At 65.8% G+C, this 13,677-nt stretch carries 12 protein-coding genes; 3 read left to right on the top strand and 9 right to left on the bottom strand.

Features of this window, described 5'->3' with window-relative positions:
• Positions 1-83: 83 nt before the first annotated feature.
• A complete protein-coding gene (fdhF, locus tag KTQ42_RS04260; protein ID WP_217344369.1) occupies positions 84-2,903 on the bottom strand; it encodes a formate dehydrogenase subunit alpha in 2,820 nt (939 codons plus the stop codon).
• A 2-nt stretch (positions 2,904-2,905) separates the two neighbouring features.
• Positions 2,906-4,612 carry an NAD(P)H-dependent oxidoreductase subunit E gene (locus tag KTQ42_RS04255; protein ID WP_217344368.1) on the bottom strand — a complete coding sequence of 569 codons (1,707 nt, stop codon included), beginning with the start codon at positions 4,610-4,612 and terminating at the stop codon, positions 2,906-2,908.
• A gap of 154 nt (positions 4,613-4,766) precedes the next feature.
• Here KTQ42_RS04255 and KTQ42_RS04250 point away from each other — a divergent pair, with 154 nt between their 5' ends.
• Positions 4,767-5,846, top strand: coding sequence for a substrate-binding domain-containing protein (locus KTQ42_RS04250; protein WP_217344367.1), 1,080 nt, complete (start codon positions 4,767-4,769; stop codon positions 5,844-5,846).
• Positions 5,847-5,906: 60 nt separating this feature from the next.
• On the top strand, positions 5,907-6,494 hold the full coding sequence (gene mobA / locus KTQ42_RS04245) for a molybdenum cofactor guanylyltransferase MobA (RefSeq protein WP_217344366.1): 588 nt from the start codon (positions 5,907-5,909) through the stop codon (positions 6,492-6,494).
• Positions 6,495-6,524: 30 nt separating this feature from the next.
• Here the strand turns inward: mobA and KTQ42_RS04240 are convergent, their stop codons facing one another.
• The 7 genes from KTQ42_RS04240 to KTQ42_RS04210 all read right to left on the bottom strand — a co-directional run bounded on the left by KTQ42_RS04240 (position 6,525) and on the right by KTQ42_RS04210 (position 10,970).
• On the bottom strand, positions 6,525-6,719 hold the full coding sequence (locus tag KTQ42_RS04240) for a hypothetical protein (RefSeq protein WP_217344365.1): 195 nt from the start codon (positions 6,717-6,719) through the stop codon (positions 6,525-6,527).
• A gap of 8 nt (positions 6,720-6,727) precedes the next feature.
• Complete coding sequence (locus tag KTQ42_RS04235; RefSeq protein WP_217344364.1) at positions 6,728-7,192, bottom strand: PA3611 family quorum-sensing-regulated virulence factor; 465 nt, start codon at positions 7,190-7,192, stop codon at positions 6,728-6,730.
• 160 nt (positions 7,193-7,352) lie between these two features.
• The gene (locus tag KTQ42_RS04230) at positions 7,353-7,709 is read right to left on the bottom strand and encodes a chaperone modulator CbpM (RefSeq protein ID WP_249222633.1); all 357 of its coding nucleotides are present in this window, start codon (positions 7,707-7,709) and stop codon (positions 7,353-7,355) included.
• Positions 7,710-7,711: 2 nt separating this feature from the next.
• Entirely contained in the window at positions 7,712-8,641 is a 930-nt protein-coding gene (locus KTQ42_RS04225; RefSeq protein WP_217344363.1) for a DnaJ C-terminal domain-containing protein, read from the bottom strand.
• Between the two features lie 232 nt (positions 8,642-8,873).
• Positions 8,874-9,203, bottom strand: a complete 330-nt coding sequence (locus tag KTQ42_RS04220; protein ID WP_217344362.1) for a hypothetical protein — start codon at positions 9,201-9,203, stop codon at positions 8,874-8,876.
• A gap of 169 nt (positions 9,204-9,372) precedes the next feature.
• Positions 9,373-9,900, bottom strand: coding sequence for a superoxide dismutase family protein (locus KTQ42_RS04215; RefSeq protein WP_217344361.1), 528 nt, complete (start codon positions 9,898-9,900; stop codon positions 9,373-9,375).
• A 35-nt stretch (positions 9,901-9,935) separates the two neighbouring features.
• A complete protein-coding gene (locus tag KTQ42_RS04210; protein WP_217344360.1) occupies positions 9,936-10,970 on the bottom strand; it encodes an NAD(P)/FAD-dependent oxidoreductase in 1,035 nt (344 codons plus the stop codon).
• Between the two features lie 301 nt (positions 10,971-11,271).
• Here KTQ42_RS04210 and KTQ42_RS04205 point away from each other — a divergent pair, with 301 nt between their 5' ends.
• Positions 11,272-13,581, top strand: coding sequence for an NADP-dependent malic enzyme (locus tag KTQ42_RS04205; RefSeq protein ID WP_217344359.1), 2,310 nt, complete (start codon positions 11,272-11,274; stop codon positions 13,579-13,581).
• Positions 13,582-13,677 lie beyond the last annotated feature (96 nt).

Genomic DNA, 13,677 nt, shown 5'->3' with positions numbered 1-13,677 from the left:
GGTTGAGCGCAGCGAAACCCGGATGCAACCGCAACTGCAATTGCCGTGCAATGCCCCTTCGGGGTATTGCACCCTACAAGAGTTCAGGCCTGGTTCATCTCCTCCAGTATCTGCCCACCTCCATAGCTGCTCTGCCTTGGCGGCTCGCCGCCGGGCGTCACCCTCACCGCGCAGTACTTGAACTCCGGGATTTTCGCGAACGGATCCAGCGCGTCATTGGTCAGCGTGTTGATCGCCGCCTCGTAATAACAGAACGGCACGAAGACCGCGCCGCGCGGCGTGCCTTCATCCGCGCGGGCATAGAGCGAGACCTGGCCGCGGCGTGAGGCGATGGTGATCACATCGCCCGCCGCGACACCCAGCCCGGCGAGGTCCAGCGGATGCACCAGCGCCACCGGGTCCGGCTCCAGCGCGTCCAGCACCGCGGCGCGGCGGGTCATGCTGCCGGTATGCCAGTGCTCCAGCTGGCGGCCCGTGATCAGCACGTTGGGATACTCGGTGTCGGGCCGCTCGGCCGCCGGGATGATGTCGGCCGGCACGAACCTCGCGCGTCCGGTTTCGGTCGGGAAATGATCCTGGAATACCACCGGCTCGCCGGGGTCGCCTTCCTTCATGCAGGGATAGATCACCGCGCCTTCATTGGCCAGCCGGTCCCAGGTAATGCCGGCAATGCTGGGCATGCTGCGCCGCATCTCGTCGAACACTTCAGACACATGGCCGTAGTTCCACTTCAGGCCCAGCCGCTCCGCCAGCTGCTGGATGATCCACAGGTCCTGGCGCGCATCGCCCGGCGGATTGATGGCCTGGCGGCCCAACTGCACCAGGCGGTCGGTGTTGGTGAAGGTGCCGGTTTTCTCCGGGAAGGCCGAAGCCGGCAGGATCACGTCGGCCAGGTAGGCGGTCTCGGTCAGGAAAATGTCCTGCACCACCAGGTGGTCGAGCGCGGCCAGGGCTTCGCGGGCATGGTTCGCATCAGGGTCGGACATGGCGGGGTTCTCGCCCATGATGTACATGCCGCGCACGCTGCCGGCCTTGATCGCCTTCATCACTTCCACCACGGTCAGACCAGGCTGCGGGTCCAGCGGCTGGCCCCACAGCTTCTCGAAGCGCTCGCGCGCCTCGGCATTGTCGACACGCTGGTAGTCCGGATACATCATCGGGATCAGGCCGGCGTCGGACGCACCCTGCACATTGTTCTGGCCGCGCAGCGGATGCAGGCCCGTGCCGGGACGGCCGATCTGGCCCGTCATCAGGGCCAGCGCGATCAGGCAGCGGGCATTGTCCGTGCCGTGCACGTGCTGCGATACGCCCATGCCCCACAGGATCATCGACGACTTCGCGGTTGCATACAGCCGCGCCACATAGCGCAGCGTCTCGGCATCGATGCCGCAGATCGGCGCCATCTTCTCCGGGCTGTATTCCGCCACGTTGGCCTTGAGCTCCTCATAGCCTATGGTACGGCTGTCGATGAAAGCCTGGTCCACCAGGTTCTCGTTGACGATCACATGCATCATCGCGTTGAGCATCGGCACGTCGGTGTCGGCCTTGAACTGCATGTAGCGGTGCGCGAAGCGCGCCAGCTCCGAGCGCCGCGGGTCGCAGACGATGAGCTTGCTGCCATTGGCTACCGCGTTCTTGATCCAGGTCGCCGCCACCGGATGGTTCACGGTCGGGTTGGCGCCGATGATCACGATGACCTCGGCCCTGGTCACATCCATCACCGGGTTCGACACCGCGCCCGAGCCGATGCCTTCGAGCAGCGCCACCACCGAGGAGGCATGGCACAGCCGGGTGCAGTGGTCGACGTTGTTGCTGCCGAAGCCGGTGCGAACCAGCTTCTGGAACAGGTAGGCTTCCTCGTTGCTGCCCTTGGCCGAGCCGAAGCCGGCCAGCGCGCCCTTGCCGTGGGTATCGCGGATATCGCGCAGGCGGCCGCCGGCGAAGTCCAGCGCTTCCTCCCAGGTCGCTTCGCGGAACACGTCCATCACCCGGTCCGGGTCCATGGTGAAGTCGCCGGTCTTGGGCACGCCTTCGCGCCGGATCAGAGGCACGGTCAGCCTTTGCGGATGGCGCGCATAGTCGAAACCGTAGCGGCCCTTGACGCACAGCCGGCCATGGTTGGCCGGGCCGTCGCGGCCTTCGACATACAGGATCTTGTCGTCCTTGACGTTGTAGGTCAGCTGGCAGCCCACGCCGCAATACGGGCAGACCGAGTCGACCTTCTTGTCCGGCACTGCCAGGCCCGCCTCGCGCGCGGGCATGATGGCGCCGGTCGGGCAGGCCTGGACGCATTCGCCGCAGGACACGCAGGTGGAGTTGCCCATGGGGTCGTCCATGTCGAAGACGATCTTTTCCGCCTGGCCGCGCAGCGCCAGGCCGATCACGTCATTCATCTGCTCGTCGCGGCAGGCGCGCACGCAGCGGGTGCACTGGATGCAGGCATCGAGATTGACGGTGATGCCGGGATGCGAATAATCCGGCGGCACGCTGGGACGCGGCTCGAAGCGCGGCTTGCCCACCGCAAGCGCCTCGGCCCACTGGTCGACTTCATTGTGCAGCGTGTAATCGGCTTCAGGCATGTCCGACTGCAGCAGCTCCAGCACCATCTGCTGCGCCTTGACCGCGCGCTCGCTTTCGCTGCTGACCTGCATGCCAGCAGTCGGCGAGCGGCAGCAGGACGGCGCCAGCGCGCGCTCGCCATTGATCTCCACCATGCAGGCGCGGCAGTTGCCGGCGGTGTCCATGCCGGGCTTGTAGCACAGACGCGGTATCGACATGCCCTCGCGGTCGGCGATCTCGATGATGGTTTCGCTGGCCCGCCCCTGCACCGGGCGGCCATTCAAGGTGAACTCGACCACCGGCGCGTCGAGCTGGGCAATTTCATTACGGGTAATGGCATTCATGTTCAGTTCCCGGTCAGTTCATGGGGAAAGTAGCGGACCACGCAGTCCACCGGATTCGGCGCGGCCTGGCCCAGGCCGCAGATCGAGGCGTCGCGCATGACCTGCGACAGCTCCGCCAGCAGCGGCACGTCCCATACCGGCTTCTCGATCAGGGTCAGCGCCTTGGCCGTGCCCACCCGGCACGGCGTGCACTGCCCGCACGACTCGTCCTTGAAGAAGCGCATCAGGTTGCGCGCCGCGCCCTTGGCGCTGTCGGCATCCGACAGCACCACCACCGCCGCCGAGCCGATGAAGCAGCCATGCGGCTGCAGCGTGTCGAAGTCCAGCGGGATGTCGTTCATCGTCGCCGGCAATATCCCGCCCGACGCGCCGCCCGGCAGATAGGCATAGAAGGCATGGCCCTGCTGCATGCCGCCGCAGTATTCGTCGATCAGCTCCTGGATCGTGATGCCCGCCGGCGCCAGCTTCACGCCCGGGTTCTTCACCCGGCCCGACACCGAGTACGAGCGCAGCCCCTTCCTGCCATGCCGGCCATGCGAGGCAAACCAGTCCGCGCCCTTTTCCAGGATGTCGCGCACCCAGTACAGCGTCTCGAAGTTGTGCTCCAGCGTGGGCCGGCCGAACAGGCCGACCTGGGCCACGTACGGCGGGCGCAGCCGCGGCATGCCGCGTTTGCCTTCGATGGACTCGATCATGGCCGACTCCTCGCCGCAGATATAGGCGCCGGCGCCGCGCCGCAGCGCGATGCGCGGCATGCCGGGTATCGGCGCCTGGGCCTCTAGCGCCGCCAGCTCGCGCTGCAGCAGCGCGCGGCAGCCGTGGTACTCGTCGCGCAGGTAGATGTAGATGTCCTCGATGCCCACCGCCCAGGCGGCAATGAGCATGCCTTCGAGGAAGCGGTGCGGATCGGTTTCGAGGTAGACCCGGTCCTTGAAGGTGCCGGGCTCGCCCTCGTCGATGTTGACCGCCATCAGGCGCGGGCCGGCCTCGGCGCGCACGATGCGCCATTTGCGCCCGGCCGGAAAGCCGGCGCCGCCCAGGCCGCGCAGGCCGGACGATTCCATCGTGGCCAGCACGCTGTCGACATCGATCTCGCCGGAGACGCACTTCTGCAGCAGCCGGTAGCCGCCCTGCCCGACATAGCCGGCATGGTCGAGATAGCCGGGGGCCGGCATGTCGGTGACCTCGCCTGCCTGCACGGCGGCCTGCACGGTTTCGCACTGCGCCCGGGCAATGGGCTTCTGGCCGACCACGGCCACCGGCGCCTGTTCGCAGCGGCCCACGCAGGGCGCGGCCAGCACGCGCACGTCGGCGCCGAGGATGGCGGGCAGGCGCTCGATGAGTTCGCCGGCGCCGGCCAGTTCGCAGGCGATGCCGTCGCAGACGCGCACGGTGAGTGCGGCCGGCGCATCCTCGCCTTCGCGCACGATATCGAAATGGTGATAGAAGCTGGCGACTTCGTAGACCTCGGTCTGCGCCATGCGCAGTTCCTGGGCCAGGGCGGCCAGGTGCGGTGTCGACAGGCAGCGGTAGCGGTCCTGGATCAGGTGCAGGCACTCGATGAGCAGGTCGCGCCGGCGCGGCATGTCGCCCAGCAGCGCCTGCACTTCGGACAGGGCCTGCGGATCGACCCGCCGGCCCTTGGGTGCCTGGCGCTTGCGTTCACGGGTGGCGCCAACGGCCAGGATGGGAATGACGATCTGGTTCAAGATGCTCCTCGCATGGAATGGGTGGCGACAGCTTCTGGGGCTGCCTCGGCATCGTCTTTATGTTTCAAGGAACATAAAGACCGATGCAATTTTTATCCTATGTGTGGAAAATAGCACTGGCTCGGCCACATCGCAATAAGCTATATTAAGCCGAATGTACAAGGTCACTATCAGTCCCCAGTGGGAAATCAGCAGCGGCGCCGAAACGCCGCTGGATACCGGCGCGCTGCTTCGGCTGCTGCGCGCCATCGATGAAACCGGCTCGATTGCCGAAGCCACCCGCTCGGTCGGGCTGTCCTACCGTTATGCCTGGGGCCTGTTGCGCGATGCCGAACGCATCTTCGGCCATGGCCTGATGCAGAGCGGCCGCGGCCGCGGCACCCGGCTGACGCCACTGGCCGAGAAACTGATCTGGGCCGACCGCCGCATTGCAGCCCGCCTCTCGCCCACCCTGGAAAGCCTGGCCTCGGAACTGGAGGCCGAGCTGGCCAGGCTGGTCGGCGCTGGCGCGCAGGCCATCAGGCTCGATGCCAGCCATGGCTTTGCGGTGGCGGCCTTCCTGAACCACATCAACGCAGCGGGCTTGCCGATCGAACTGCGCTATCGCAACAGCAGCGACGCGGTGGCTGCGCTGGCGCGGCGCGAATGCGACCTGGCCGGCTTTCATGTGCCGCTTGGCGAGCATGAGCAGCAGGCCGCCGGGCGCTACCGGCAATGGCTGTCGCCGCGTTCGCATTGCCTGGTGCACCTGGCTACCCGCACCCAGGGCCTGATCGTGGCCGCCGGAAATCCTCTGGGCATTGACGGACTGGCCGACCTGGCCCGGTCCGGCGTGCGCTTCGTCAATCGCCAGGCCGGCTCCGGCACCCGCATGCTGCTGGAACTGATGCTGGCCAGCGCCGGCCTGAAGCCGGACGCCATCAACGGCTACGAGAATGCCGAATTTACCCATTCGGCAGTGGCCGCCTACATCGCCAGCGGCATGGCCGATGTCGGCTTCGGCGTGCAGACCGCGGCCCAGCGCTTCGGCCTGGGCTTCGTGCCGTTGCTTGCCGAGCGCTATTTCCTGGCAGCGCGCAGCCCCTCGCTGGAAGAGCCGATGATGAAGCAGGCGCTGGATATCCTGCGCTCGGCACCGTTTCGCGCCGCGGTCGACGCCCTGGCCGGCTACGACGCCAGCGACAGCGGCACCATCCTGTCGCTGGGAGAGGCCTTCGGGCCGGCATTACAATAGCGCCCGGCCGGAGGGTCAGACACCGGATCAAACACCATGCGGCAAAAGGAAGAAGGAAGAATGAACACTGAACAGATTACCGGGCTGATCCTGGCTGGCGGACGCGGCAGCCGGATGGGCCATGTCGACAAGGGCCTGCAGAACTTCCGCGGCGCGCCGATGGCGCTGCATGTGATGATGCGGCTCCAGCCGCAGGTAGGCGAACTGATGATCAATGCCAACCAGAACCTGGGGCCCTACGAGTCCTTCGGCCTGCCGGTCTGGCCGGATGAAATCCAGGGTTTCGAAGGGCCGCTGGCCGGCATGCACACCGGCCTGGTTCACTGCATGACCGATTACATGGTGACCGCGCCCTGCGACTCGCCCTTCCTGCCGACCGACCTGGTGGCGCGCCTGGCCGAAGGCCTGACCCACGCCGATGCAGACCTGGCGGTGGCTGTCACAGAAGGCAATGGCAGGCGCCAGGCGCACCCGGTGTTTTGCCTGATGAAGGCCTCGCTGCTGCAGCATCTGACCGAGTATCTGCGCGGCGGCGGCCGCAAGATCGACGCATGGTATGCCTCGCTCAAGATCGCCGAAGTGCTGTTCGCGGACGAGGACGCCTTTCGCAACATCAACACGCTGGCGGAACTGAAGCAGTACGAGTAATGTGATCCGGTTGTGTAGCTGGCATGCAGGCTAGCAGACGCCCTTGGCCGCCAGCACCGGCGAACAGAACTCGCCGACGATGCCCCTCGGTTCGGCAACTACCGGCAGGTTCTGCAGCGCGCCGCCCTGCGGCGTTTCGGACACTGGCTCCGAGGCATGCAGCCCGGTCTGGGTGCAGGCGCAGAGCAGGCTTGCCAGCAGCAATGAACAGCCCAGGCCGTGCATGCCAGGGCTCAGGAAACCTGCTGCAGGCCGCAGTCGCTGGCCTTGAAGCGCGCGGCACCCAGCGGGCTTCCGTCCTTGCTGCGATATTGATAGGAAATCGTCACGCCACGCCTGAGGAAACCGCGCATTTCATTGCTCTCGCAGAGGCGCGCCTGCAGCGGCGGACGCACCAGTTTCAGGAACTCGGCGCGCTTGATGTCCTTGGACTCGACATTGGTCAGCGTGTAGTGATAGGTCAGCTTGTGGCCCGGCTCGGAAGTGACCTGGTCGAGCCGGGTATCGGCATCGAGCGTAACCGGCACATCGCGGTTCAGGTAGGCGCTCACATTGGCCAGCGTCTGGTCGAGATTGCGGCCCTGTCCGCCGTCGTTCAAGCCGCCACCGAAGCCGTCCATGAAGTTATTGAAGGGCCCGGCGTAGGCCAGGCTGCTGGTTGCGCATGCCAGGAAAATGGCCAGAATGCGGAATGTCATCTCCATCCTCCTCATTAAAAGATGGCGAAATCTTACCCCGGCCTTCAGGAAAAAGTTTCAATATTGTCCAGATTACTGAAGGAAACTTGATTTAACTTAAAGGTTGGCAGAGCCTGGCGCCAGGCTGCTTCCAGGCGGCCTGGCACAACGCCGGGCAGCGTCAGGCCGGGCCGTGGCGCACCGGCAACCGGGCGCGCAGCCGCGCCACTTCCTGCTCCAGGGTATCGATGCGCTGCATCAGGCGCAGCGCCAGCGCCAGGCCCGCGCGGTCAAGCTCGAAATCGTCCCGCAATCGCCGCGCCAGCCGCGCCACCGGCAATGCCGCCGCCGGAAAGCTGAGGCTCTCCTGTGGCTGCGGCTCCGCCTCCGGCGCCGGCAGCGGCAGCGGCATCAGGGCGCCGCTTTCCATCAGCCACTGCACTTCCTCGCCAGTCAGCCCCGATGCTTCGATCAGGGTCAGGAAGCTGCAGGTCTGGCCTTCATTGAGCCATACGGCTTCCAGCGTCATGCCATCCATGCTCAGCCTTTCCGGGAAAAGTGACCGCGCGGATCGAATGCCGACACCTTGGACAGCTCCGCATACAGTTCACGCTCGCGCGCAGTCGGCGACGGCGGCACATCGATGCGCACCACCGCATACAGGTCGCCATGGCCACCGTCGGCGGTCGGCAGGCCGCGCCGGGACAGCCGCAGCTGGCGGCCATTGGCGGTGCCGGGCGCCACCTTCAGTTCCACCCGACCGCGCAGGGTCGGCACCTCGACGCTGGCGCCCAGCACCGCTTCGGCCGGCGACAGCGGCAGGTCGATATACAGGTCGCGGCCGCTGACCCGGTAGAGCGGATGCGGCTGCAGCCTGATCACGATATACAGGTCGCCCGGCGGACCGCCATTCAGGCCGGGGCCGCCCTTGCCCGCCAGGCGCAGCCGCTGGCCATCGCCGGCGCCCTTGGGAATGCGCACCCGAAACGTGCGCGGCACATGATGCAGCAGGCCGCGCGCGTCGTATTCCGGCAGGCTCAAGCGCAGATCGACCTCGGCGCCCTCGCTGACCTGCTCCAGCGTCACCGGCGCGTTGGCCTCCGCATCCTGCCCGCGCTGCGACCGCCGCCCGCCGCGGCCGCCACGCGCGGACGCGAAGGCGGCCAGAAGGTCTGCCAGGTCGACATCGGAAAAATTCTCACCATGGCCAAAGCCCTGTCCCCAATCGGGCGGCGGCTCGAAGCTTTCGCCGGCCGGGCGGCGGCCCAGGTCGTCATAGGCGGCGCGCTTCTCGGGATCCTTCAGGGTGGCATAGGCTTCCTGCACTTCCTTGAACTTGGCCTCGCCTTCCGGGTCTTTGGAAATGTCCGGATGGTACTGATGCGCCAGTTTCCGGTAAGCCTTCTTGATCTGCTCGGGCGTGGCATCACGCTCCACGCCGAGGGCGGCGTAATAGTCCTTGTATTTCATCCGCAGTGCTTTCTCCTGCCGGTGGAATCAATGGCCGGTCCGCGGATCGCCCGCTTGCCAGCCGGTCCGGACAGATTCGGCGATACGTCGGGAAGGAGCCTTGATCGGGCGCAAATTTCAATTGGCGGCGAGAAAGCGGCTGGGAGGGAGTAATCGAATGGATTGAAAAGGCCGCGTCGATCACGCCATATGAAGCGCAACCCTGCCGTCACCCGGCGTCGGCAAAGGATGCTTATTGCCGTGGTGACGGACTGTCCGGCAGCTTGTAGGCGTCGGCCACATAGCCATGGCCTTTCATTACCATCACGATGGCGCACAGGATGGCTGCCTGCATCACGATCATCCAGTTGAACAGGATCGCGCCAGTGGCCAGGTAGCGCGACATTTCCACCTTGCGCGCCATACCCTCGCCGCTGTCGAGCGTCAGGAGATGCAGCAGAAGGATGTAGATGGCCGGGAGCATGGTGCCCAGGGCGAGCACGCCGGGCAAGGCGCGCCAGACGCGGCGCTCCAGGCCCGGCGGTTCGGTTCTGGAATTCGGTAGACGGTTGAACAGATTCATGGCCTGGCCCCGACGACGACGCGATTGGATGTCGCAGCATAGCCCTATCGCCATCGGCCATGCAGTCGGACAGCCGGCCAAGCTGGTGTAGGACTCCACGAACACCGGCGGCGCCTGCCGGAATGCCTGCATCCCTGCCTGCATGCCCGGGCAGCGCCGCCGTTGCCGCTTATTGCATGCGGATCACGCCGCAGGCCACCCGCTTGCCCGAGTTGCCGGCCGGCTGGCTGGCCAGGTCGTCCGGATCGGCATGGATGACCAGTGCCTTGCCGGCGATGGTGTTGCTGGCCAGCTTGCTCATGCCGAAGCGGCCGGTATCCAGAGAGACATTCAGCGTGGCGTCGCCATTGGCATCGGCGCTGATGTTGCCAAGGTCGCCGCCATGATGGCTGGCAGCGCCGGGCGCGCCGTGCTGCTCGCCGGTGGGGTTGTAATGGCCGCCGGCGCTCATGGCATCGGGCGCGCTGCAGTCGCCCTTCTCATGGATATGGATGCCATGCTGGCCTGGCGTGAGGCCCTTGAAACGGCCGTCCACCAGGATCTTGCCGCTGCGCTCGACAAAGGTGGCGGTGCCGCTGGCGGTATTGCCCTGGGTCGGGCTGAGGTCGGCTACGGCGATCGGCACCGGCGGCAGGAAGGCACACCCGGACAGCGCTGCAAGCGAAAAAGAAGCAGCAAGCATGGCGGTTCGTTTCATCGGGATTCCTTTGGGTTATTGTCAGATGCAGAACATTAACCGATCTGGAAAGCATCTGTCGATTCCGGCACCTCCGGCGCATGAACCGGCTTCGCCTGCGCGGCGCGGTCACGGTCGGCACAGCGCAGGCAGGCGGGCAACTTGTTGTGTACGTCGGTGGCGGCAACCGCGGCCTGTCCGGTCGACACGCTGATCTGGTTGATGCCCACCACCACATCGCCGATTGCATACAGGCCATCCACGGTGGTGCGCTGATGGATGTCGACCACCAGGTCGCCGCAGTCGCCCAGTTCGGCGCCCAAGTCGGCGGCCAGCCGCGAGCGGGCGTTTTCACCGAGCATCGGATACAGCACGTCGAAGGCATGCTGCCCGCCATCGGCGGTATGCACCAGCGGCGTGCGGCTGTCCGGGGTCGACACATCCAGCGCCGGCGCCTCCAGCCAGGCCACGCCGGCTTCGCGCAACTGCGCCCTTTCCTCCTCGTTCAACGGCGGCGCATCCTGCGGCAGCAGCAAGGTGATGTCGGCGCTGAAGGTGCGCATGAAGCGCGCATGCGCAACCCGGTTGTCCTGGCCGCAGACGATGGCGATGCGGCGGTCGGTCACGTCATAGCCATCGCAGATCGGGCACAGCCTTATCGCGCCATGCCTGACCGCCGCGCGCCAGTTCTCGGTGGGCAGGCCGATGTCGACGATGCCGGTCGCCATGATCACCTTGTGCGCCCGCACCCGGCCGCCATTCCAGTCGGCATAAAAGCTTTTCTCGTCGCGCCCGATGCTGGTGACCTCGCCCTGCGTGACCTCGCCGCCCGCAGCGCCGAGCTGGTCGCGCAGACTCTGCAGCAAGGCGCTGCCCTGCACGCCTTCCGGAAAGCCGGGATAGTTATGGCTCACCGGAATCAGCGACAGCCGGCTCTCGCCTTTGTCGATCAGCATGATGCTGCGGTGAAAGCGCCGCAGATAAATGGCCGCGGTCAGGCCACCGGGGCCGCCGCCGATGATCAGGCAGTCCAGCACCGGGATCTCGTCCGGTGGATTCAATGCAGCGCCCAGTTCGTTTCCGACCTTCATTCACTCTCCCTTGTCCTGCGGTGCGATACACGCGGCATCCGGCATGGTGTGTGCTCGCCGTACGGCAACATCAGCCGGCATTGGCGTATATCAAAAATGTTTTAGGCAAAGGGGTGAAGGCGCAAGTTCCATCAAAAGCGTGCGCTCATGGGCATGATCAATCGCGCATGAAACAGGCCTGTGCAGGGCTCCTTGCGCTCGCACAAGCCGGAGGTATAGTAGCGGCTCGAACCAGCGGCACGCCTGTACGGCATACCTTCATTTCAACGCGCCTGGCTGCGCCATCACTTCGGAACTCATCATGGACCAACAAGCAAGCAAGGAAGACCAGCTGCGCGACGCAGCCCTCGAATATCACCGCAGCCCGACCCGCGGCAAGATCTCGGTCACGCCGACCAAGGCGCTGTCCAACCAGCGCGACCTGTCGCTGGCCTATTCCCCCGGTGTCGCCTATGCCTGCGAAGCCATCGCCGAAACACCGGCCATGGCCGCCGAATACACCTCGCGCGCCAATCTGGTAGCGGTGATCACCAACGGTACCGCGGTGCTCGGGCTGGGCAATATCGGCCCGCTGGCTTCCAAGCCGGTCATGGAGGGCAAGGGATGCCTGTTCAAGAAATTCGCCGGCGTCGATGTGTTCGACATCGAACTGGCCGAGCATGACCCGGACAAGCTGGTGGAAGCGATCGCGATGCTGGAGCCGACGGTGGGCGGCATCAACCTGGAAGACATCAAGGCGCCGGAATGCTTCTACATCGAGAAGAAGCTGCGCGAGCGGATGAACATCCCGGTCTTCCATGACGACCAGCATGGCACCGCCATCATTTCCGCCGCCGCGCTGCTGAACTGGCTGAAGGTGGTGGGCAAGCGGATCGGCGACGTGAAGATGGCCGTGTCCGGCGCCGGCGCCGCGGCGATTGCCTGCCTGGACATCATGGTGAGCCTGGGCGTCGAGCGCAAGAACATCTTCGTGGCCGACTCCAAGGGCGTGATCTACGAGGGCCGCGACGCCAACATGGAAGCCAACAAGGCCCGCTATGCGCAGGACACCGGCGCCCGCGTGCTGGCTGACATCGTCAAGGGCGCGGACGTCTTCCTCGGCTGTTCCACCGCCGGCGTACTGACCGGCGACATGGTCAGGACCATGGGCGATCGTCCGCTGATCCTGGCGCTGGCCAACCCGGAGCCGGAAATCCGCCCGGAAGTCGCCAAGGCGGCGCGGCCCGACTGCATCATCGCCACCGGCCGCTCGGACTATCCGAACCAGGTCAACAATGTGCTGTGCTTCCCCTACATCTTCCGCGGCGCGCTCGACTGCGGCGCCACCAAGATCACCGAGGAAATGAAGCTGGCCTGCGTGCGCGCCATTGCCGACCTGGCCGAAGCCGAGATGAATGACGCGGTAGCGGCCGCCTATGCCGGCCAGGACCTGACCTTCGGCCCCGATTACCTGATCCCCACACCGTTCGACCAGCGCCTGATCGAGCGGATCGCGCCGGCGGTGGCGAAGGCCGCAGCCGAGTCCGGCGTGGCCACCCGGCCGATCGCCGACATGGAGGCCTACCGCCAGCAGCTGAGCCAGCTGGTGTACCACACCGGCCTGATCATGAAGCCGGTATTCTCGGCCGCCAGGAGCGCGCCGCGGCGGGTGGTTTATGCCGAAGGCGAGCAGGAGAATGTGCTGCGCGCGGTGCAGACCGTGGTGGACGAGGGACTGGCCCGGCCCATCCTGATCGGGCGTCCCCATGTGATCCAGATGCGCATCGAGAAAGCCGGGCTGCGCCTGAAACCGGAGACCGACTTCGAGCTGATCAACCCCGAGGACGACCCGCGCTACCGCGCCTATCACGAGGCTTACCACGGCCTGCGCGGCCGCGATGGCATCACGCCCGACATGGCCAAGTCGGCGCTGCGCCGCTCCAACACCCTGATCGGCGCGATGCTGATGCACATGGGCGATGCCGACGCCATGCTGTGCGGCACGGTGGGCCGCTTCGAGCACCACCTGGAGCATGTGGAGGACGTGATCGGCCTGGCGCCGGGCGCCACCACCTTCGCCGCGATGAACGCGCTGATGCTCGACAAGTTCACCATGTTCATCACCGACACTTATGTCAACGACGATCCAAGCGCAGAACAGCTGGCCGAGATCACCCAGCTCGCCGCCGAGGAAGTCAGGCGCTTCGGCCTGCAGCCCAAGGTGGCGATGCTGTCGCACTCGATGTTCGGTTCATCCAACCGCCCCTCCGCCAGGAAGATGCGGGCCGCGCATGACCTGGTGGCGAAAGCGGCCCCCGAACTGGAACTGGAAGGCGAAATGCAGGGCGACGCGGCAATGTCGGAAGACGTGCGGCGTCACTACCTGCCAGGCACCAGCCTGGCAGGCAGCGCCAACCTCCTGGTGATGCCTAGCCTGGACGCGGCCAACATCGCCTTCAACCTGCTGAAGATCACCGGCGGCCAGGGCGTGACGGTGGGCCCTATCCTGCTGGGCGCGGCCAAGCCGGTGCACATCCTGACGCCAAATGCGACGTCAAGGCGCATCGTGAACATGACGGCAGTGGCCGTAGCCGGGGCGAATGCCAGGGTGGACAGCACCAGGCAAGGTTGAGTCAAGGGGAGAAGCAGGAGCATCAAACCTAGCCTGGGTTGAGCGCAGCGAAACCCGGGCAATTCAAGCGAACCATCAGGAATGCATCCGGCAAAA

It is taken from the genome of Noviherbaspirillum sp. L7-7A (assembly GCF_019052805.1).
Lineage (GTDB): Bacteria > Pseudomonadota > Gammaproteobacteria > Burkholderiales > Burkholderiaceae_D > Noviherbaspirillum_A.
The sequence above is the reverse complement of the archived record's forward strand: the minus strand, read 5'-3'. Positions and strand labels throughout refer to the sequence as shown.